18 protein-coding genes and 1 tRNA gene are annotated in these 20630 nt (G+C 63.2%); 9 read left to right on the top strand and 10 right to left on the bottom strand.

Annotated features, from left to right (window positions below):
* Positions 1–41 precede the first annotated feature (41 nt).
* From KBY97_RS09775 to KBY97_RS09765, 3 genes are all read right to left on the bottom strand, one after another.
* On the bottom strand, positions 42–1370 hold the full coding sequence (locus tag KBY97_RS09775) for an FkbM family methyltransferase (protein WP_255146660.1): 1329 nt from the start codon (positions 1368–1370) through the stop codon (positions 42–44).
* Positions 1367–2680, bottom strand: a complete 1314-nt coding sequence (locus KBY97_RS09770; RefSeq protein ID WP_255146658.1) for an ABC transporter ATP-binding protein — start codon at positions 2678–2680, stop codon at positions 1367–1369. The genes KBY97_RS09775 and KBY97_RS09770 overlap by 4 nt, the downstream gene beginning before the upstream one ends.
* Before the next feature lie 802 nt (positions 2681–3482).
* Positions 3483–4286, bottom strand: a complete 804-nt coding sequence (locus tag KBY97_RS09765; RefSeq protein ID WP_255146656.1) for an ABC transporter permease — start codon at positions 4284–4286, stop codon at positions 3483–3485.
* 880 nt (positions 4287–5166) lie between these two features.
* Between KBY97_RS09765 and KBY97_RS09760 the strand changes: the two genes are divergently transcribed.
* Positions 5167–5238, top strand: a tRNA-Gly gene (locus KBY97_RS09760).
* Here the strand turns inward: KBY97_RS09760 and KBY97_RS09755 are convergent.
* On the bottom strand, positions 5230–5679 hold the full coding sequence (locus KBY97_RS09755) for a GNAT family N-acetyltransferase (protein WP_255146655.1): 450 nt from the start codon (positions 5677–5679) through the stop codon (positions 5230–5232). The two genes, KBY97_RS09760 and KBY97_RS09755, sit on opposite strands and share 9 nt — an antisense overlap.
* 330 nt (positions 5680–6009) lie before the next feature.
* Between KBY97_RS09755 and secA the strand changes: the two genes are divergently transcribed.
* Positions 6010–8850 carry a preprotein translocase subunit SecA gene (secA, locus tag KBY97_RS09750; protein ID WP_255146654.1) on the top strand — a complete coding sequence of 947 codons (2841 nt, stop codon included), beginning with the start codon at positions 6010–6012 and terminating at the stop codon, positions 8848–8850.
* 71 nt (positions 8851–8921) lie between these two features.
* On the opposite strand, the gene cysE is transcribed toward secA, so the two are convergent.
* Both cysE and KBY97_RS09740 read right to left on the bottom strand, forming a co-directional pair.
* The gene (gene cysE / locus KBY97_RS09745) at positions 8922–9704 is read right to left on the bottom strand and encodes a serine O-acetyltransferase (protein WP_255146825.1); all 783 of its coding nucleotides are present in this window, start codon (positions 9702–9704) and stop codon (positions 8922–8924) included.
* A gap of 38 nt (positions 9705–9742) precedes the next feature.
* Positions 9743–10771, bottom strand: coding sequence for a GntR family transcriptional regulator (locus KBY97_RS09740; RefSeq protein WP_255146823.1), 1029 nt, complete (start codon positions 10769–10771; stop codon positions 9743–9745).
* 151 nt (positions 10772–10922) lie between these two features.
* Here KBY97_RS09740 and KBY97_RS09735 point away from each other — a divergent pair, with 151 nt between their 5' ends.
* Positions 10923–11729 (top strand): dienelactone hydrolase family protein, encoded by an 807-nt coding sequence (locus tag KBY97_RS09735; RefSeq protein WP_315857158.1) that lies wholly within the window; start codon positions 10923–10925, stop codon positions 11727–11729.
* A gap of 65 nt (positions 11730–11794) precedes the next feature.
* Here KBY97_RS09735 and infC read toward each other — a convergent pair whose 3' ends face one another.
* Both infC and miaA read right to left on the bottom strand, forming a co-directional pair.
* Positions 11795–12454 (bottom strand): translation initiation factor IF-3, encoded by a 660-nt coding sequence (infC, locus tag KBY97_RS09730; RefSeq protein WP_255146652.1) that lies wholly within the window; start codon positions 12452–12454, stop codon positions 11795–11797.
* Between the two features lie 60 nt (positions 12455–12514).
* On the bottom strand, positions 12515–13426 hold the full coding sequence (miaA, locus tag KBY97_RS09725) for a tRNA (adenosine(37)-N6)-dimethylallyltransferase MiaA (protein WP_255146651.1): 912 nt from the start codon (positions 13424–13426) through the stop codon (positions 12515–12517).
* A 292-nt stretch (positions 13427–13718) separates the two neighbouring features.
* Here miaA and gyrB point away from each other — a divergent pair, with 292 nt between their 5' ends.
* From gyrB to KBY97_RS09705, 4 genes are read left to right on the top strand one after another with little or no spacing between them, the layout of a single operon-like run.
* Positions 13719–15677 (top strand): DNA topoisomerase (ATP-hydrolyzing) subunit B, encoded by a 1959-nt coding sequence (gene gyrB, locus KBY97_RS09720; protein ID WP_255146650.1) that lies wholly within the window; start codon positions 13719–13721, stop codon positions 15675–15677.
* A complete protein-coding gene (locus KBY97_RS09715; RefSeq protein ID WP_255146649.1) occupies positions 15677–15988 on the top strand; it encodes an SH3 domain-containing protein in 312 nt (103 codons plus the stop codon). The genes gyrB and KBY97_RS09715 overlap by 1 nt, the downstream gene beginning before the upstream one ends.
* Entirely contained in the window at positions 15985–16350 is a 366-nt protein-coding gene (locus tag KBY97_RS09710; RefSeq protein ID WP_255146648.1) for a CrcB family protein, read from the top strand. The genes KBY97_RS09715 and KBY97_RS09710 overlap by 4 nt, the downstream gene beginning before the upstream one ends.
* Positions 16343–16774, top strand: a complete 432-nt coding sequence (locus tag KBY97_RS09705; RefSeq protein ID WP_255146647.1) for a CrcB family protein — start codon at positions 16343–16345, stop codon at positions 16772–16774. Before KBY97_RS09710 ends, KBY97_RS09705 begins: the two co-directional genes overlap by 8 nt.
* Before the next feature lie 21 nt (positions 16775–16795).
* Here KBY97_RS09705 and KBY97_RS09700 read toward each other — a convergent pair whose 3' ends face one another.
* Complete coding sequence (locus KBY97_RS09700) at positions 16796–18004, bottom strand: cation:proton antiporter (protein ID WP_255146646.1); 1209 nt, start codon at positions 18002–18004, stop codon at positions 16796–16798.
* A gap of 10 nt (positions 18005–18014) precedes the next feature.
* Positions 18015–18494, bottom strand: a complete 480-nt coding sequence (locus tag KBY97_RS09695; protein WP_261356424.1) for a glutathione peroxidase — start codon at positions 18492–18494, stop codon at positions 18015–18017.
* A 199-nt stretch (positions 18495–18693) separates the two neighbouring features.
* On the opposite strand from KBY97_RS09695, the gene mgtE reads away from it, so the two are divergent.
* Complete coding sequence (gene mgtE / locus KBY97_RS09690) at positions 18694–20103, top strand: magnesium transporter (protein WP_255146818.1); 1410 nt, start codon at positions 18694–18696, stop codon at positions 20101–20103.
* Between the two features lie 206 nt (positions 20104–20309).
* Positions 20310–20630, top strand: a 321-nt coding sequence (locus KBY97_RS09685; protein ID WP_315857162.1) for a sigma-70 factor domain-containing protein, incomplete at its 3' end; no start/stop codon positions are given.

The following is a 20630-nucleotide window of genomic DNA, read 5'->3' as shown; positions in this document are numbered from 1 at the left end:
GATTGAATCAATGCTCCAGTGATGCTCAAGCTTTGCTGCAGTCACCGGATCAAGCCTCGGATGAGTGTTGCGATCTTCCGATATGGACTTGTCAATGCCCATGAGCGGCTGGATCTGATCTCATTGAGTTCTAGCAGTTGTTGGCCACTGATGTGTGCCAGATCTTCAAGCTCTGCTCGCACTTCAGCCAACATCCTTGCCGTGTCCTTCTCAATTGATTGAGCCATCCTCATTTCATTCTGGGCCTGGCGAGCATCTTCAAGGGCTTTGCTCAGCTTCTCCTTTAGCAGAGAGGCATTTTCTCTGATCCTACTCAGTTCTTCCGTCAGCAGACCAGCACTTTCTCGGGTCCTATTCAGCTCCTCTGTCAGCTGAGAGGCACTTTCGACGGCTTGAATCCTCTCTGCATCCAGCCGATGAGAGCGGTCGGTGAGTGCTTGGGTTTCAAGAAAAGTGGATGAGGTAGACAAGTAATCTGTTGTTCCGAGAAATTCTGGCAGCGCGCCTGTCAGTAGCTTGGATCTGTATTGAGGCTTGGATAAAAGAAAGATGCCTAGCTCATCAAGATCCTTGAGGGGCTGAACAATTAAAGCATCCTCAGGGGCACTGCCGATCCGTGGCAGACTTTGGGTCGACAGGACAATGCCTAGCTCTGCGCCACCTCCCAATAGATCGTTGATCAGGTTGTGTTTGTGATTTGAAGGGCTGAAAGCAAGCGTACGAACTCCATGCACTGCATAGTTAAACGTCTTTGCCAATTCAAAGACAAAAGCGTGCTCTTCAAGGCTGTTGAGTTCCAGAAAAATGTTGGGCTTGCAATTTTTGATTAACCCCAAGCATCCACTGAGAACGCTTCTCTCCATGCCTTCTGCATCCACCTTGATAAGATCGACATGATCCAGATGGAGATCATCAATGGCCTGCCCTAGGCAAAAAGATTGCTCTCCATTTGCTGGCGTTGAAGTATTAATGACTTGATGAAGAGCGGTGTGTCCGAGGTTTACCGGATCAGAGAATAAACTGAACGCGATGCCTGAGGAATGGCTGGCCGCCATGTTGTAGGCCGTCACGTTCTGCAATCCTGCCTTCTGAAGATTGGCAGTTAGCAAGGAGAATGAGGGGCTATTGGGTTCAAAGGCGATCCCCTTTCCACCGTTGCCTACGTGCAGTGCGAATGGAATGGAGTGGGTGCCAATGAAGGCACCCACATCAATGAAGGTTCCTTGTGGGGGCAGAAGATGGTTGCAGATGAACTCAACCTCTGTTCGCGCCCACTCCCCGTACGCAACAAGGCAATCGCTGATCAGGTCACCAGCCCCATACGTATTGATGGAGCCATGGAGCCAGTCGGTGGATTCTTGCCGCGTCATGACGAAGTCGTGGGGCTGGATGCAGGGATGGAAGCTAGAGAAAAAATGGTTGCATTCGAACCGACGCACCCATTGGAGAGGTTGGGATTAACGACAGAGAACAAGTGACTATCGTACGTCCAATGGCATTGCTGGTGGTTGACTCCCAGTCCATCGGCCAACGCCAAGTCAATGGTGTACTCCCCGCTTTTCAGAGGAGGTAGTTGGAACGTCATCCTCAGCAGATAGTGGGTTTCCGCCTCAAGTGGGGGCAAGCTTTCAAGTGAGTGAAGCAGGGAATCGCTTTCGATCGAAAACACGCACAGACCGTTGCTGTTTTTCAGCATATACCCGAAGCACGGATTCTGGATTGATGTATTGGCCTTCATCTTTACGTGAAAAATGATCGGATCTTGGGCATCTAGGCAGCTCAAGCGTTGGACGCTATCTTCACTCTCATACCAGAAGTCTGTGATAGTCACCTTGCCAGTGCCGAGGTCTAGGTTTGTTCGCCTAGCACCAGAGACTGTGATTGAGCAAGCTTGCTTGAGGGTGCTGCCCAATCGCGGCGACGGTGCTGCCTGTGATGGGAGGACGTCCATCTCCTGATCAGAAGCTCCTGAGCGAGCAGAACTTAGATAACGACGTGTGCATTCTTCGATCTCTCCAACATAATCACAACACCCTTTGCGTAACAGCAAGCCACTTCCACAGAAGGATTTCAGTGTTGCTTCATCGTGACTTACGAAAAGCAACGTGAGGCCTGAATCCAGGCCTTCCCTGATCTTCCTGTAGCATTTCTGCTGAAAAAAGATATCTCCAACGGAGAGAGCCTCATCCACGATGAGGATGCTTGGATTCACATGAGCCAGCACGCTGAAAGCAAGCCTGACTACCATTCCACTGGAGTAAGTCTTTACGGGTTGACCTAGAAATTCACCGATATCCGCGAAGCCGATAATTGCATCAAGGCGTGCATTCACATCATCTCTTGAAAGCCCGAAGAGGGACGCATTCAGATAGATGTTTTCCAGGCCGGTGAAGTCAGGATTGAAGCCGCTCCCAAGCTCGAGCAGGGCAGCAACTCTTCCATTCACTTCAACCTCTCCTTCGGTTGGTGTGAGCGTTCCGCAGATCAACTGGAGGAGCGTGCTTTTGCCGCTTCCATTGCGCCCGACGATCCCGAAGGCTTCGCCTTGGAGAATCTCAAATGAAACATTTCTGAGCGCCCAGAATTCCCCATAGTATGTTCTCCGCCCTCGAAAGACAGCTTGTTTCAGCCGATCAATGGGCTCGTCATACATGTGATAGCACTTGCCGAGCTCGTTCACCCTGATGGCCGTTGATCCACTGATCTTGCCGCTGTCAGTGTGGCGGATCACTTCACTTCCCCCTGCACGACCTGCATGCTTCCTCCATGGGCTTGATCGGTATGGCTGAAGGCCATTCCGTCTGCCCATTTGACAGCTGAGTGATGGTACGGCTGTGCTGGCTGCCGGAGGCAAGGCCAGCTGATTTGATATGAGTGGTGTGATAGAGGACTATTTGGAGTCAGCAAGCGACCCGTAAAGTGCTTTTCTGCGTGACGGCTTGTGCGAATGCTTGAAGAAGCGTCCGCTATAAAAAGTGATCTCCTCCGGCCAAGGAAGACGACACCAATGAAAGGCATGGGGTTCGCCTCCTTGGGGACGATCACTTGGTGAGAGTGGAGAACTGGGGATTCAAGACTGACTTGAAAAGTGGGGAGCACCAAAAAACTGGTGGAAAGGAGTTCACCAAGCTGAGGGTTGCCGGTGATCAAAACTCCATCTGCACAAGTGCGGATGTTGGTGGTCTCCCGATTCTACCGCAGCGGTTGAAGCCATCATGCCGGCGGAGATTTTGGCCCCGCATGCGGCTTCGGATCGTTCTGCTCGACTTGGCGTGGTGCGCTCATACGTGGATCAAGGACGTGATGAGTATGTTTGCTCGTGCTCCCGTTGATCTGAGCTTGAGACACTAGACCGTGAGGAGCTTTGCAATGTCTTGAAGATCAGAGTGTTCGGCTGGATAAGCATAGGTCAGTACTGATAATGGCTTCCAGTCTGTTTGCCTGCAGTCATTGGGAGAACTAAAGACGCTTTCGAGAGACGCTTACATGACATCTGCAAAGGCTCGTTTTGTTTTTTGAAACAGACGAAAGGACAATTCGCAAGCCAAGCCCGCAATGAGAGTGCCTGCAATCAAATAGCTGGCCTGAGGATGCTCTCCCGCGATCACCACCATGCGAGTTTGTTCAATTACTTGGGCCAGTGGATTTAATGTGAGGATCGGTTGCCACTGAAGGGGAAGTGCCGATACCGGAAAAAATACCGGACTGAGAAACATCAGCATGCTTACGATCACGCCTACAAGCTGGCCAATGTCGCGTAGGAACACTCCCAAGGCGGCAATCACCCAGGTGAATGCAAGACATCCTAGGATGAGTGGCACCCAAACAAGTGGTAGCCAAATGAAGGTATAGGGTAGGCCACGAAAGGCGATCAACTCAAAGATTGCCAGTACAACCAGGCTGGTGAGGGCGTGGAAACCGGCACTGCCTACGCTTACTCCGGCAAGAATCTCGAGTGGGAATACGATCTTTTTCACATAGCTGGGATTGGCTAGCACCAGCGTGGGCGCCCGATTGGCACATTCGGCAAACAGGTTAAATACAATCAATCCTGCGAAGAGATTCACGGCAAAACCCAGTGGGCCTTGGTTCTCCAACGTGCCCCAACGTGCCTTGAAAACCTGGGAAAAGACGAATGTATAAACTGCCAGCATGGCCAGCGGCGTGAGGAAGCTCCAAGCCAGGCCAAGCAAGGATCCCCTGTAGCGACCGAGGACTTCCCGCTCGGCGAGGCGCCAGCAAAGCTCGCGGTTTTGCCATAGGGCGCGTGGGAAACGGATCGTCATCGCATTTAGTTTAATGCAGTCTCGGCTCCAGTTCCTATTCTGCACCCGTTTCTCGTCGTGCTTGTTCTTGGTTCATCTGTGTCGCTTCGGAGATGATGCCTCGCTGTGTTCAGTACTCAAGGTGGCACCGGCTGGCCGGCTAAGGGAACTCGACAGGGGCCTGATGAAGATGTGATGGACCGCATTTCGCTTGCCGCTTTCCTTGCAAGACCAGATTGGATTGATGCGGTGTATCTCCAAGCCTCTACTTGCAACTTCTGAGGTATCGGTACGGATGTCTTTGCGGCTCTCATGCCAACGTTGCGTTCGCAACTGCGGTCAGTGTTCCAGGTGTGCCGTTCGCCGATTCTCTCCATTTGCAGCTGTGACCGATCGATGGGGTACCCATTGGCGGCTTGTTGTGGTGACGGCTGCATCCACGCTTTCCTTCTCGCCTGTGGATGCGTCCAGTCCTGCCGTGTAGACCCGGCCGACTCATTGCTGCATTCCGTTTGCATGGGATTGTTCGCGTTGGTCAGATCCAGATGAGCGTTGTGTGCCATGGCTCCGGTGCCCAGCACGGCGTTTGTCAGTGGTCGGTGCCCAGGCCTGGTGGTATGGCATCCACCTTCGTTCCCAGCGAATTGCTGCTCCGTTTCATCAGCGCTCAATCACACGTTCTTGTTCCTGCGGTCGACAGTTAGGCTGTGCGGTTTTGGCCAGGCCAGTGGTGGTCGCCCGGAAGGGGGGGCAGCATTGGGAGGGGTGCCAGCCGTAGGTACCGGCCCCGTCAGCTTCGGAGTGCTGTCTCCACGTCCCTCGACCCGTGTCCCTGGCGGCTGCGGTTTGACCAAGGGCAGCCCTGTGGTCCATGCTGTCCGAGTCGGCCCGGTGCCGAAGCGCGGATGTAGCTCAGTGGTAGAGCATCTCCTTGCCAAGGAGAGGGTCGAGAGTTCGAATCTCTTCATCCGCTTTCAGAACCCGAGAACGGCTGCCACAACAGCAGTTCCTGGCTGTCAGCTGCGTTGAAGCCCAGCTGCCGGTAGAAGCCGGAGCTGTTGGTGGTCATCAGATACACCCGCTCCACACCGGCCAGCGCTGGACTGGAGAGCAGCGTCTCCACGATCCTTCTGCCGATCCCCTGGCCCTGGTGGTCGCTCGACACCACCACATCCCAGAGCACCGCGCGATAAGCGCCATCGCTGGTGGCCCGGCCGATGCCCACCAGCTGGCGAGCCCGCCAGGCCGTGACCACCGCCTGGCTGCCGCTCAGCATGCGCTTCAGCTCCGCCCGCTCGCGCCCCTGCGCCCAGAAGCTGTGCTGGTCGAGCAGTTGCTTCACCTGATCCAGCCGCAGCCGGCGCAGACCGGGAGCGCCCGGCCGGTGGCATTCGATCCGCACCGGAGCGCTCATGCTGGCCCTTGTCCCTGAGAGCGGCCGGATGGGTATGGGGCACCACAGCCCGGAAGGAGTGGTGCGGGTGGCCTTGCCGGAGATGGGCTGGGCGCCTGCTTGGTGAACGACCGTTTCAAGGGCTGGCGATGGGCTGGCTGCCGTGCTGCGGACCAGCAGAGCCTTGAGATGGAGGCCCATCGGCGCTGGCCTGCTGCGGGCCGTGACTGGCCTTGCCCCAACCCTACCCCCGTGCTCTTTGATCGGCCAAACCCCTTGCCCTGGCACGTTTCTTGGCCAACGACCGCCTGTTGGCGGTGATAGGGTTCTTCCAATCAGGTGGCCGTTTCCATGCTCAAGCTCCTGCTGGGAGATCCCAATGCTCGGAAGCTGAAGCGCTACCAACCGCTTGTTTCCGACATCAATCTGTACGAGGAGGAGGTGGCTCCCCTCGCCGACGATGACCTGCGGCGCAAGACCGCCGATTTTCGTGAGCGCCTGGCCAAGGCGGAAACTCCGGCCCGGCAGCGTCAGGTTCTCGATGAGCTGCTGCCTGAAGCTTTTGCCGTGGTGCGCGAAGCGGGCAAGCGGGTGCTGGGGATGCGGCACTTTGATGTGCAGTTGATCGGCGGCATGGTGCTGCACGAGGGGCAGATTGCCGAAATGAAAACGGGCGAAGGCAAAACCCTTGTGGCCACCTTGCCCGCTTACCTCAATGCGCTCAGCGGCAAGGGCGTTCATGTGGTCACGGTGAACGACTACCTGGCGCGTCGTGATGCCGAGTGGATGGGCCAGGTGCATCGCTTCCTGGGGCTTTCGGTGGGGCTGATCCAGCAGGACATGCCCCCGAGCGAGCGGCGCCGCAACTATGGCTGTGACATCACCTACGCCACCAATAGCGAGCTGGGCTTTGATTATCTTCGCGATAATATGGCGAATGATATTGAAGAAGTGGTGCAGCGTGAATTCAATTACTGCGTGATCGACGAGGTCGATTCCATCCTGGTGGATGAAGCGCGCACGCCCTTGATCATCTCCGGACAGGTGGAGCGGCCGCAGGAGAAATACCGCCGCGCCGCTGATATCGCCAATGAGTTGCTTCGCGCTGAAGGCAGCTCGAAAGATGGTGTGGATCCCGAAGGGGATTATGAGGTGGATGAGAAGCAACGCAACGTGACCCTCACTGACGAGGGATATGCCAAGGCAGAACAGCTGCTGGGGGTGGAGGATCTGTTCGACCCTGCCGATCCCTGGGCTCACTACATCACCAATGCACTCAAGGCCAAGGAGCTGTTTATCAAAGATGTGAATTATATCGTGCGCGCCGAGGACGCGGTGATTGTTGATGAGTTCACCGGCAGGGTGATGCCCGGCCGTCGTTGGAGCGATGGGCAGCACCAAGCGATTGAGGCCAAGGAAAATCTGCCGATTCAGCCGGAAACGCAGACCCTCGCCAGCATCACCTACCAGAACTTCTTTCTGCTCTATCCGCGCCTGGCCGGCATGACCGGCACCGCCAAGACCGAAGAAGTGGAATTCGAGAAAACCTACAAACTCGAAGTGACCGTGGTGCCCACCAACCGGCAGCGCTCGCGCACCGATCTGGTGGATCAGGTGTACAAAAATGAAGTTGCCAAATGGCGGGCGGTGGCTCTTGAGGCCGCCACCATCCACCACGCCGGCCGCCCCATCCTGGTGGGCACCACCAGCGTTGAGAAGTCGGAGCTGCTTTCCTCCCTGCTGGCTGAGCAAGGCATTCCCCACAACCTGCTGAATGCCAAGCCCGAAAACGTGGAGCGTGAGGCGGAGATCGTGGCCCAGGCCGGCCGCGCCGGAGCCGTCACGATCGCCACCAACATGGCCGGCCGCGGTACGGACATCATCCTGGGCGGCAACACCGATTACATGGCACGGCTGAAGCTCAGGGAGGTGCTGCTGCCTCTGTTGGTGAGGCCGGAAGAGGGCCACAAGCCCCCGATCCCTCTGCCCCGCGAGGCCTCCCGATCCGGTTTTGCTCCTGGGGCCGCACTGCCGGCCACCGCGCCGAGCGAGGCGCGGGCCATCGGCGATCTTTACCCCTGCGCGCTCACCCCTGCCACCGATCAATCGCTGGTGGAGTTGGCCCGTGAGCTGGTGAAAGCCTGGGGCGATCGGGCTCTCACCGTGCTGCAACTGGAAGACCGGATCGCCCAGGCGGCGGAGAAGGCCCCCACCGATGACCTCCAGATTCAGGCCCTGCGCAGCCTGATCGCTCGGGTTCGCGCCGAATACGACGTGGTGGTGAAGGAGGAGGAAGAGCGGGTGCGGCAGGCCGGTGGTCTGCACGTGATCGGCACCGAACGGCACGAATCGCGCCGGGTTGATAACCAGCTGCGGGGCCGGGCCGGGCGCCAAGGCGATCCCGGCAGCACCCGCTTCTTCCTTTCGCTGGAAGACAACCTCCTGCGCATCTTCGGCGGTGAACGTGTGGCCGGATTGATGAATGCCTTCCGGGTGGAAGAAGACATGCCGATCGAATCGGGCATGCTCACCCGCTCGCTTGAGGGGGCGCAGAAGAAGGTGGAAACCTACTACTACGACATCCGCAAGCAGGTGTTCGAGTACGACGAAGTGATGAATAACCAGCGGCGAGCGGTGTATGCAGAACGGCGTCGCGTGCTTGAAGGCCGGGAGCTCAAGCTGCAGGTGATCGGCTATGGCGAACGCACCATGTCCGACATCGTGGATGCCTATGTGAACCCTGATCTGCCGCCCGAGGAATGGGATCTGGGCCGGCTGGTCGCCAAGGTCCAGGAGTTCGTGTACCTGCTGGCCGATCTCACGCCCGAGCAGCTTCAGGGCCTCTCCACCGAAGAGCTCAAGGCGTTCCTGCGGGAGCAGCTGCGCAACGCCTACGACCTCAAGGAGAGCCAGATCGAGCAGGTGCGTCCGGGGCTGATGCGGGAGGCGGAGCGCTTCTTCATCCTCCAGCAGATCGACACCCTCTGGCGCGAGCACCTGCAGGCCATGGATGCCCTGCGTGAATCGGTGGGCCTGCGCGGCTACGGGCAGAAGGACCCCCTGATCGAATACAAGAACGAGGGCTACGACATGTTCCTGGAGATGATGACCTCCATGCGCCGCAACGTGATCTATTCCATGTTCATGTTCCAACCCCGTATGGAAACGGCTGAAACAGTGGTCACAGGCTGAACCCCAGGGCCGTATCTCGGTTCCTCAGCGCATGGCCGGCGGTCCAGTGGTCGGTCGGCGCTGGCCGCCGTTCAGTCCTCTGCCGACGTCGTCAATAGCCCGCCGGCAGGCCCATCCCCGGGGCCGTCGCCCAGAAACTCAAGGATCTCGCGGTCCCTGAGGTTCTGCGCCTTGCCGCTGCAAGTGTCCTGCAGGGGGCGGCCGGCGGCCACTTCCCGCAGGCAGTTCTGCAGGCGCCCCACCTCACCTTCGAGCGAGTCGATGCGCTCCATCAGGTTGCGAATCACCCTGGCTTCCGCATCCGGCAGCTGCGAGTGGGCGAGGGGATCGATTCGCACGCCCGATTGATGCACCACCCGGCCGGGAACGCCCACCACCGTGCTGTCGGGCGCCACATCGCGGAGCACCACCGAGCCTGCGCCGATGCGGGTATTCGATCCCACCACAATGGCGCCGAGCACCTGCGCTCCTGCCCCCACCACCACGTTCTCGCCGAGCGTGGGGTGGCGCTTGCCGTGTTCCTTGCCCGTGCCGCCGAGGGTGACCCCCTGAAACAGCAGGCAACGGTGGCCGATCACGGCCGTTTCCCCGATCACCACGCCCATGCCGTGGTCGATGAAGACCCCATGGCCGATCTGCGCGCCCGGGTGGATCTCCACGCCGGTGAGGGTGCGCCCCACCTGGGAGAGCAGCCGTGGCAGCAGCGGCAGGCCCAGCCGCCACAGGCGGTGGCTGAAGCGGTGCAGCACCAGGGCGTGGAAGCCCGGATAGCAGAGCAGGATCTCCACTGTGCCGCGCGCGGCCGGGTCGCGCTCCTTGATCATGCGCAGATCGGCGCCGATCGCACGCAGCAACCGCCCGATCGAGCCGGGTGAGGAGGGCGTTGCGCTGCTCATCCCACCTGCATGGTTTCAGGGTCGGCGTAGCCCTCGCGCTGGCCGCTGAGGCCGATTTCCTTCCGCAGCAGATCGATGGTGGAGGCCCCCAGGTAGCTCTGGGCGCAGTGCACCTGCGGCAGCCGCATCAGCTGGGCGCGGTTCTGGCGCAGGGTCTGCTCCACCAAGGGCAGGCTGGGCCGGTCGCAGAGCACGTGGCTGGCGGCCCGCAGCAGGGCCAGCAGACGGCTGCCCACGTCGGGATTGGCGGTCATCACCAGGAGCTCGTTGCCGCGCATGCTGTGCAGGATCACCTCTGCGGCCCGCAGGATGCCAGGGCTGATGCTCACCAGGCCCACGCAACTGCCGGTGCGCAGCTCCTTGAGCAGATCGAGCTCGTGGCGGAAGTCGTTGAGATCCACGGCAACGGCGCGCACGCCGAAACGCTGCGCCAGCTCCTCCACGGGCTGGAGGAAGTAACGGCTGGTGACCACCGTGCCGTTGCTCGAACTCTCCAGCACGGCCTCGAGCTCCTCCATTGGCACCACTTCAACGGGCACCTCCAGCACGGGCACCAGTTCTTCGGCGATCAGCAGCGAGGCGCCGATGTCTTCGCGCGGCGTGCTCACCAGCACGCGGGCACCGCAACGCAGGCGCCAGTCGATTTCGCGGGTGAGCAGCTCCCGCGCCTGTTGCAGCGTGCAGCCGGCGTTGAGCAGGCCATCGACGCACTGGCGCACCTCGCGGTCGATGTCGGGCCGCAGGCGGTTGCGCAGGCCAGGTGGCGCCTTCAGCTCCCGTGGCTTCTGCTGGTCACGCACATAGATGCCGGAGCCCGCCATCGCCTCCACGACGCCGTCGTTCTCCAGCTGGCGGTAGACCTTGCTGATCGTGTTGCGGTGCAGGCCGGTCTGCATGGCCAGCTGCCGCGTGCTCGGCAGGCGATGGCCCGGCGGGTAGTGACGGGCCGCGATCGCGAAGCAGATCTGGTTGTACAGCTGGGTCGACGCCGGGATGTCGCTTTCCTGCTGGATGTGAAATCGCACGCCGGCCCGGACCTCAACGTCTGGGGACACCCTACGGAGCTTCGGCCCCGGTGACAATTCCCTGTTTGTCATAAGAGCCTGTGCCGGTTGTCCTGCGCTTGGTCCAGCCACCGCAGTGGCATCCTGTTGCTCGACCCCTGCGACAGCGCCCGTGGCCGAGTGGATCACCCTTCCTGCGGCCCCCGGTCGGGCGGCTCCGGGCGGCGCCACAGAGGGGCGGCCGACCGGCGCGCAGGCAGGCGAGCAAGCGGATGGCAGCGGTGTGGTTTCCGTGCCGTTGCGCTGCTGGTGGGCCGCTCCTACGTCGCCTGGGCGAGGCGCCATCCTTGTGCTGCCAGAGGTTTTCGGCATCAACGCCTGGGTGCGTTCGGTCGCAGACCGGCTAGCTCTGGAGGGGTATGCGGCGCTGGCCGTGCCGTTGTTCGCCCGCACGGCACCGGCGCTGGAGCTGGGCTACGGCGCCGATGATCTGGCCGAAGGACGCCGCCACAAGGACCGCACCAGCAGCGCCGAGCTGCTGGCCGATCTGGACGGGGCCTGCCGCTGGTTGCAGCAACGCACCGGCGCCGGACTGCTGGGCTGCGTGGGCTTCTGTTTCGGCGGACACGCCTCTCTGCTGGCGGCCAGCTTGCCCCAGATCGCTGCCACCGCAGACTTTTACGGGGCTGGGGTCGCCAGCGGCAGACCCGGGGGCGGTCCCCCCACGCTGGACGTGTTACCAGAAGTCACCGGAAGGCGCTGGTGTTTCTGCGGGCGGCGCGATCCGCTGATGCCGGCGGCCGAGCAGGCGGCAATCGGGGCCGCGTTGCGCCAGGCCGATCCGGAGGGCGCGCGCCACCGGCTGATCGAGCTGGAGGCGGGCCATGGGTTCATGTGCGAGGCCAGGCCCGACCATGACCCCGAAGCTGCCGCCGCTGGCTGGCAGGGAATGCTGGAGCTGTTCGCCACCACGCTCTGAGCGGGCGCGTACCTACGGCCAGCAGCGGCTGTGGCGGCGCCGGCCGTCGACCCTGCCGCTGGTCCTCAGCCCTCAGCGCTTTCGGCGGCAGCGGCGGCGCTGGTCTGGCGCTGGGGTGAGGGAATGGTGCGCACCGCCTTGGCCGCCAGAGCGGCGGCATCTTTTTCCTTGGTGAGCGGTGTTTTGCGCGGCGTGAGGAACATGATCATGTTGCGGCCCTCCCGCTTGGGGTCCTGCTGGATCTCGGCGCTTTCTTCGAGGTCTTTCGCCATCCGGTAGAGCAACTGCTCGGCCAGTGCCGTGTGCTGAATCTCCCGGCCGCGGAAGATCACCGTGCACTTCACCTTGTCGCCGTCCTTGAGAAAGCGGATGGCCTGACCGATGCGCACTTGGTAGTCGTGCGAATCAATCTTGTAGCGCATCTTCACCTCCTTGACTTCGGTTTGATGCGACTTCTTCTTGGCTTCTTTGGCCTTTTTTTCCTGTTCAAACTTGAACTTGCCGTAGTCCATGATCCGGCACACAGGCGGATCTGCCTTCTCGCTCACAAGCACGAGGTCAAGCTCACGGTCCTTGGCGACCTCGAGGGCTTCCTCTCTGGTGATCACGCCGAGCTGACTGCCGTCGGCATCGACCACCCGCAGCTGGGGGTAACTGATGCGTTCGTTGATGTTGGGGAGCTCCCGCACGGGAGCACGACGATCAAACCGAGGACGAGGAGGCATTCAAAGAAGCGAGGGGCGTAGCGGAGGCCGGCACGGGGAACAGCCGTCGGGGACTCATCCTTACCCTAGAACCCCTTCGACCGCCCCTACGGCACCCCGTAGCAGATCAGCGCCGCCAGCGGCTGGATCCAGCCACAACGGGGCATGACGCCGCCGGAACCAGGTGCGCTGGCGCTTGGCGTACTGCCGTGTGCGCTGGTCGGTGCGGCTGATCGCCTGCGCTTCGCTCAGCTCCCCTGCCAGCAGTTGCAGCGCTTCGCCGTAGCCGATCGTCTGCAGCAGGGGCAGGTCGCGGCCGTAGCGCCGGGCCAACTGCTGGGTTTCCTCCACCAGGCCACCGGCGTAGAGCGAACGGGTGCGGCTGGCGATCCGCTGCCTGAGGTCGCCGGGGTCAAGCCCCAGTTCCAGCACCCGCCAGCCAGGTGGCTGCCGGCTCTGCTGGCTGGACAGAGACCGGCCGGTGGCATACAGCACCTCCAGAGCCCGCTGGGTGCGCACCGTGTCGGCGCCATCGATGCGCCCTGCCGCCTGCGGATCGGCCTGATGCAGCAACTGGTGACAGGTGGATTGCCCCAGTGCAGCCAGCTGGGCGCGCAAGGCCGGTTGGGGGGGCACCGCCGGCGGCTGCAGACCCTGGGTCAGGGCCTGCAGGTAGAGCCCGCTGCCCCCCACGAGAAAGGCCACGCCGCGGCGCTGGTGTTCGGCGGCGATGGCGGCCTCGGCCGCCTGGCGGAACTCCTGCAGGTTGAGCGGCTGGTCAGGCGAGCGCAGGTCAAGCAGGCCGTGGGGCACGCGGGCCCGCTCGGCGGCGCTGGGTTTGGCGGTGCCGATGTCCATGCCCGTATAGAGCTGTCGGGAATCCACCGACAGCACTGTGAGGTCGAAGCGGCTGGCCAGCTCCAGGGCCAGGGCGGATTTGCCGCTGGCGGTGGGGCCGAGCAGCACGAGGACAAGAGGAAGCGAAGCGGGCATCCGAGGGGCGTCTACGCAGAGCGGGCGATCTCGCTTGAGCCTCGCTGAGGGCCATCGCGGTGCGGCGACCGGGAGGCCGGCGGGTGGTCCAGCCGCGGGACGGACGGGGCGGGGATGCGACTGGGGGTGCATCCCCGCCGCAAACGGGCGCTGAGCGCCCCCTGGGGGCCCCTCTGAAGCAGCAGTGGTAAGATCGATGCCACGATTGGCCTTTTGAGCGTCCTGTGCCGCTGCTGCACCGCTTCACCCGGCTACCGGCGCACGCCGCAACCCGCCTCCTGAGCCTTTCGGAATGAGCGACTCCTCCAAAGTTCAGCACGCCTACGGCGCCGAACAGATTCAGGTGCTCGAAGGCCTGGAGCCGGTGCGCAAGCGCCCCGGCATGTACATCGGCACCACCGGGCCGCGGGGCCTGCATCACCTTGTGTATGAGGTGGTGGACAACTCGGTGGACGAGGCCCTTGCCGGCCACTGCTCCGAGATCCTGGTGCGCCTCTGCGAGGACGGCTCCGCGGAGGTCACTGACAATGGCCGTGGCATCCCCACCGATGTGCACCCGCGCACTGGTCGGTCGGCTCTGGAAACCGTGCTCACGGTGCTGCACGCCGGCGGCAAGTTCGGCAGTGGCGGCTACAAGGTGTCCGGCGGCCTGCATGGCGTGGGCGTTTCGGTGGTGAACGCCCTCAGCGAGTGGGTGGAAGTGACGGTGCACCGCCAGGATCAGGTGCACCGCCAGCGTTTCGAACGCGGCGCCCCGATCGGAACCTTGCGCTCGGAAGCTGACCCCAGCGGCCGCACCGGCACCGCGTTGCGCTTCAAGCCCGACATCGAAATCTTCGCCGGCGGCATCCGCTTCGACTACACCACGCTCTCTGGCCGGTTGCGGGAGCTGGCCTATCTCAACGGCGGCGTGCGGATCGTTTTCCGCGATGAACGCAGCGAGGCTCTCGGCGCTGACGGCAGCGCCCATGAGGAGATCTATCACTACGAAGGCGGCATCCGCGAGTACGTCGCCTACATGAACGACGGCAAGGATCCGCTCCATCCCGACATCATCTATGTGAATGCGGAGAAGGATGGTGTCCAGGTGGAGGCGGCCCTGCAGTGGTGCGTGGATGCCTACTCCGACAGCATTCTTGGCTTCGCCAACAACATCCGCACCGTGGATGGCGGCACGCACATCGAGGGCCTGAAAACAGTCCTCACCCGCACGCTCAACACCTTCGCCAGAAAGCGTGGCAAGCGCAAAGACGGTGATTCCAACCTGGCGGGCGAAAACATCCGCGAGGGGCTCACTGCGGTGCTGTCGGTGAAGGTGCCGGAGCCGGAATTCGAGGGCCAGACCAAAACCAAGCTCGGCAACACCGAGGTGCGCGGCATCGTGGACACCGTGGTGGGGGAATCGCTCAGCGAATTCCTTGAGTTCCACCCCCAGGTGATCGATCTGATCCTGGAAAAGGCGATCCAGGCTTTCAATGCCGCCGAAGCGGCCCGCCGTGCCCGCGAACTGGTGCGCCGCAAATCGGTGCTGGAGAGTTCCACCCTGCCGGGCAAACTGGCCGATTGCAGCTCCCGCGATCCTTCCGAATCAGAGATCTACATCGTGGAAGGCGACTCCGCTGGCGGCTCCGCCAAGCAGGGACGGGACCGCCGTTTCCAGGCGATCCTGCCCCTGCGCGGCAAAATTCTCAACATCGAGAAAACCGACGACGCCAAGATCTACAAGAACACCGAGATCCAGGCGCTGATCACTGGCCTGGGCCTGGGCATCAAGGGAGAAGAGTTCAACGAATCCACCCTGCGCTACCACCGCATCGTGATCATGACCGACGCGGATGTGGACGGCGCCCATATCCGCACCCTGCTGCTGACCTTCTTCTATCGCTACCAGAAGATGTTGCTTGAAGGTGGCTATATCTACATCGCCTGCCCGCCTCTGTACAAGGTGGAGCGCGGCAAGAACCACACCTACTGCTACGACGAGAAAGACCTCAGGAAAACACTCGACGGCTTTGGTGAAAAGGCCAATTACACCCTGCAGCGCTTCAAGGGTCTGGGCGAAATGATGCCCAAGCAGCTGTGGGAAACCACGATGGATCCCTCCACCCGCAAGATGAAGCGGGTGGAGATTGAAGATGCCCTCGAGGCAGATCGGATTTTCACTATCTTGATGGGCGACAAAGTCGCACCCCGCCGCGAATTCATCGAAACCCACAGCGCCGAGCTCGATTTCGCTCAGCTCGACATCTGATGGCCTGGCGTTGGATCTGGGTGCTGGGCTTCGCTCTGATCGCGCCGGCCGCCTTGCCCGCCGGCGGCGCCGATTGGCGCACCCCCGAGTTGCGCCGCCGTCAGAGCGGGGATCCGCTCCTCTCAGAGGGTTCCTGCGATGGGGTTCTGCGCACCTCTCCCCACCACCGCGCCCCCTGCCTGCGGCCATTGAGCGCAGGAGCGCCCCTGCGGCTTCTGCGCGTGTGGCAGCAGCCGGATGGGGAGCGCTGGCTGCATGTCGAGGCAGCGACCGACGCCGGATCGGCGCGGCGTGGCTGGCTGGTCGGGTGAATGAGGCTCTGCTGGTGGCCGTTGGTGCGGTTCCCGGCAGTTGGTTGCGGCTGCGCCTGGTCAACCATTTCGAGCCCCTGTTGGCCCGCCGCCACTGGGCCACCCTTGCGGTCAACGTGTCCGCCAGCTTCATGCTCGGGCTGGTCGCTTCGCTCGATCCCTGCCGCGCTACCGCCAGCCCGCTGCTGCTGCTGATCGCCACCGGTTTCCTCGGCAGCTTCAGCACCTTCTCCACCTTCATGCTCGAAGCCTTTGTGGCCTGGCAGGCCGGCAGGCGGCGCGAAACGTTGGCGCTGTTGTCGGCTTCGGTGGTGCTGGGCGCTCTGGCCGTGCTGCTGGGGCAGGCGGTGGCCCGTGCCTGACGGCACCGCCCAGGAGCGCCGTCTGCTGCGTTTCGAGCTCAGGGAGCTGCTGCTGGTGGCCGCCGGGGCTGTGCCTGGCGCCCTCCTGCGCTGGCAGGCGGAGCTGCGGCTCGGCCCCGTGCTGGGAGGCAGCTCCCGGGCCGACCTGCTGGTGAACCTGCTGGGCTGCCTGCTGCTGGGACTGCTGGCGGGGCCGATCCCCTGGCGCACGCCGCTGGTGCTCTGCCTGGGCATCGGCTTCTGTGGGGCGCTCACCACCTTCTGCACCTGGATGCTGAACCTGGTGCGCCTGGCTGAACGCCAGCAGCTGGCCGAGGGGCTGGGCCTGCTGGCCCTGAGCCTGGGTCTTGGTCTGCTGGCGGTGGCTGCCGGGTCTGCCGCCAGCCACTGGCTGCTGGCAAGGCGGCGCCGCCACGGCGCTTGAACGGGTGCTGCCCCTGGGCAATCAGGCGGCGGCAGGCTCCAGCACCCGATCGGCCAGATAGGCGCTGAGCCAGGCCCCCAGGGGAGCGGTGGTCACGATGCTGAGCACCGCCACCGCCAGGATCACGTCGCCGGCTGCAGTGGGCCCACCTGCGGCCCGCATCACCATCAACGGCAGGGCGCCGATCGCTGCCTGCACGGTGGCTTTGGGCAGGTAAGCCGCGACCACGAACAGTCGTTCGCCCGGCGTGAGCGGGCTGCGGGCCAGGCAGGCCAGTGTGCCGGCCGAGCGGGCGATCAGCCCGAGCGCCAGCACGGCCAGGCCCGCCAGTCCAGTGCTCCAGGCCACGGCGAGATTGAGCTGGGCTCCCACCAGGGTGAACAGCACCAGTTCGGCAAACACCCAGATCGATCCCAGTTTGGCGGCGATTGGATGGGCGATCTCCTCGCGCAGCTCCAGGATCACCACCCCAAGGGCGATCGCCGCCACCAACCCGGTGAACGGCACCATGCCACTGATGTGGTCCTGCAGGCGCAGCAACAGCAGGGCCAAGGCCAGCACGATCAGCACCTGGCGGTTGGTATTGGGACGAAACCGCTCGAACCAGCGGATCAGACCCCAGCCGAGCGCCGCGCCGGCGGCCGCTCCCAGCAGCAACCCCAGTGGCAGCCCCACCAGTTGCCCGGCAACGTCACCCTGGCGCTGCACCAGCAGGCCCAGCAGCAGCCCATTCACCACGATCACGGCGATGTCGTCGAGGGAGGCGGCGGCCATCACCATCGCCGGGATGCCCTTGGCGGTGCCGCGGCGTTCCTCGGTCAGCCGCAACATCAGTGGCACCACCACCGCCGGAGAGACGGCCGCCAGCACCGACCCCAGCAGGGCGGCCTCCAGCAGGCTGAGCCCCAGCAGCGGCTGCGCCACGACCGTGATCATCACTCCCTCGCAGCTGGCCGGGATCAACGCCAGCAGCAGCACCCGTCCACCCACCTGCCGCAGCGTGGCCAAGGGAAGGCTGAAGCCCACCCGCAGCAGGATCACAATGAGCGCCATCTGGCGCAGGTCGCCGCTGAGGGCGAGCAGCCTGGGGTCAAGCAGGCCCAGCCCCGAGCTGCCGAGCGCCACCCCCACCAGCAGCATGCCGATCAGGCCCGGCAGCCCCAGCCGGCGGAACAGACCATCCGCCAGCAGGCCCAGGATCACCAGTTCGGCCAGGCCCAGCAGCGGCACGGTGGTGGGATCAGGCGGCGAGGGCCGCTTCGATCGCTGCTGTCAGTTCCGCGCTGGTGGGATCCACGGCGCTCTTGAAGCGCGCCAGTACGGTGCCGTCCTTGCCCACCAGGAACTTCTCAAAGTTCCACTCCACATCGCCGGCGGGTTCGGCCTGGGTGAGCACGTCATAGGGAGCGCTCTTGGGGCCCTTGGCCTGCACCTTGTCGAACAGCTCGAAGCTGGCGCCGTAGGTGGTGGAGCAGAACTGCTGAATTTCCGGCAGGGTGCCGGGCTCCTGCGCGCCGAAGTCGTTGCAGGGGAAGCCGAGCACCTTGAAGCCGCGTGCTCCGTAGGTGTCCTGCAGGCTCTGCAGGCCCGTGTACTGGCGGGTGAAGCCACAGCGGCTGGCCACGTTCACGATCAGCAGCACCGTGCCGGCGTAATCAGCCAGCGGTGTCTCCGCGCCTGTGGCGCTGCGCACCACCACATTGGAAACGCTCACGCTCATGGTTGTTGTTGTTGCTGCCGGCAGACCCTAGAAGCGGACCGCTGCAGTGGGGAGGCCGCAGCAGGAACCATCCCCATACACTCATGGGGCCGCCACTTCGGGGCCGATGAGCGAGCTCGACAGCGGCGGTGCCCGCCCTGGCCGCCAGGATCCCGCCGGCAGGGGCCAGTCCGGCGGCGCTGAACACGGCAGTGGCGCAATGGGCAGCATCAGCGGCTCCACGATCGTGCTCGGCGGCGGCTTGCAGGTGGCCGAGGTGGTGGCCCGCCAGCTGGAGGCCCTGCTCAAGGCCAGCAATTACGGCGGTGTGAAACTGCTGCTGGAGCCGGTGCAGCCGGTGGACTGCGCCGAGGCGATCGGCACCCTGCCGCGCACGCTGCAGGCCCTGGCTTTCCGCCTGCTGCCCAAGGACAAGGCGATCGAGGTGTACGAATACCTCGATGGCGATGTGCAGCAGAGCCTGGTGGAGCGGCTGCGCTCCGGTGAGGTGCTGGAGCTGGTGGAGGAGATGTCGCCGGACGACCGGGTGCGGCTGTTCGATGAACTGCCCGCCAAGGTGGTGCGCCGCCTGCTGGTGGAGCTGAGCCCAGCCGAGCGCCGGGTCACCGCCCAGTTGCTGGGCTATGAGGCGGAAACGGCCGGCCGGTTGATGACGACTGAGTTCATTGACCTCAAGGAGTTCCATAGCGCCGCTCAGGCGCTTGACATCGTGCGGCGGCGGGCCCGGGACACCGAAACCGTCTACAGCCTCTATGTGACAGACGCTTCGCGCCATCTCACCGGCATCCTGTCGCTGCGGGATCTGGTGATGGCCGACCCGGAGGACCGCATCGGCGATGTGATGACCCGGGAGGTGGTGAACGTCACCACCGCCACCGATCAGGAGGAGGTGGCCCGCGTGATCCAGCGCTACGACTTCCTGGCGGTGCCGGTGGTGGATCGCGAGGAGCGGCTGGTGGGGATCGTCACCGTCGACGACGTGATCGACGTGATCCAGCAGGAGGCCACCCGTGATCTCTACGCGGCTGGCGCCGTCCAGGCGGGTGATGAGGACGACTACTTCCGCAGCAACCTGTTCACCGTGGCCCGCCGCCGGGTGGTGTGGCTCTCGGTGCTGGTGGTGGCCAACGGTTTCACCTCCGAGGTGATTGCCCTCCATGGCGAGGTGCTCAGTCAGGTGGTGGTATTGGCGGCCTTCATCCCGCTGCTGATCGGTACGGGGGGCAACGTCGGTGCCCAAAGTTCCACCGTGGTGATCCGCGGCCTCAGCACCCAGCGGATCCAGGCCCTTGGGCCCTGGCGCACGATCGTGCGGGAGGCGGTGGCCGGCGCGCTGCTGGGTCTCCTGATGCTGGTGGTCGTGGTGCCCTGGGCGTGGTGGCGCGGCGAAGGCCCCTTGGTGGGCCTCTCGGTGGGGATCAGCCTGCTGGCGATCACCACCCTGGCGGCGACGGCAGGGGCCGCGCTGCCCCTGCTCTTCGATCGCCTCAAGCTGGATCCGGCCCTGATGTCTGCCCCCTTCATCACCACCGCCACCGACGTGGCAGGGGTGTTCATCTACCTCCAAACCGCCACCTGGCTGCTCAACTGGCTCGGGATGCCCCTCTAGCTGGGCGCGGGGCGTCAGGGAAGGCAGAGGGCTGGGAGCAGCGGGCGGCTGTGGCCGGCGGAAGCACCGGCGCGACAGGTAGGGGAATTTCGCCCCGATGGGCCTCAGATGAGAGGGACTTCACACTTCTTCAGGTTAGGCTTTACACACTGTCAAAACACCACGCCGTGATTGTCGCTCTCTCCCCGTCCCGGCCCGTCGAGTCGCTGGCCGCCGCCGACCCCAGGCCCGCCGTTCTGCCCCGTTCCCTGCCCCCTGTGGACGGCGATCTGGTGCGCTCGTACCTGCGCGACATCGGCCGAGTGCCGTTGTTGAGCCATGAGCAGGAGATCACGCTGGGCCGCCAGGTGCAGGAGCTGATGCGCTTGGAGGAAACGGAGCTGGAGCTGGAGATGCGCGTCGGTGGGGTGAAGCCCACGTTGGAGGTGCTGGCGGCGTCGCTGGAGCTGCCGGTGCCGGTGCTGCGCCGCAAGCTGGCGAGCGGCCGCCGGGCAAAGGAGCGGATGGTGGCAGCGAACCTGCGGCTG

Source organism: Synechococcus sp. ATX 2A4 (genome assembly GCF_024346375.1).
Classification (GTDB): Bacteria; Cyanobacteriota; Cyanobacteriia; order PCC-6307; family Cyanobiaceae; genus MW101C3.
This window is presented reverse-complemented; position numbering and strand designations above follow the sequence as displayed.

Coding starts and splice junctions, on each gene's coding strand:
- KBY97_RS09775 (WP_255146660.1), bottom strand. CDS start 1,370: ATGACGCGGCAAGAATCCACCGACTGGCTCCATGGCTCCATCAATACG.
- KBY97_RS09765 (WP_255146656.1), bottom strand. CDS start 4,286: ATGACGATCCGTTTCCCACGCGCCCTATGGCAAAACCGCGAGCTTTGC.
- KBY97_RS09755 (WP_255146655.1), bottom strand. CDS start 5,679: ATGAGCGCTCCGGTGCGGATCGAATGCCACCGGCCGGGCGCTCCCGGT.
- secA (WP_255146654.1), top strand. CDS start 6,010: ATGCTCAAGCTCCTGCTGGGAGATCCCAATGCTCGGAAGCTGAAGCGC.
- infC (WP_255146652.1), bottom strand. CDS start 12,454: ATGCCTCCTCGTCCTCGGTTTGATCGTCGTGCTCCCGTGCGGGAGCTC.
- miaA (WP_255146651.1), bottom strand. CDS start 13,426: ATGCCCGCTTCGCTTCCTCTTGTCCTCGTGCTGCTCGGCCCCACCGCC.
- gyrB (WP_255146650.1), top strand. CDS start 13,719: ATGAGCGACTCCTCCAAAGTTCAGCACGCCTACGGCGCCGAACAGATT.
- KBY97_RS09715 (WP_255146649.1), top strand. CDS start 15,677: ATGGCCTGGCGTTGGATCTGGGTGCTGGGCTTCGCTCTGATCGCGCCG.
- KBY97_RS09695 (WP_261356424.1), bottom strand. CDS start 18,494: ATGAGCGTGAGCGTTTCCAATGTGGTGGTGCGCAGCGCCACAGGCGCG.
- mgtE (WP_255146818.1), top strand. CDS start 18,694: ATGGGCAGCATCAGCGGCTCCACGATCGTGCTCGGCGGCGGCTTGCAG.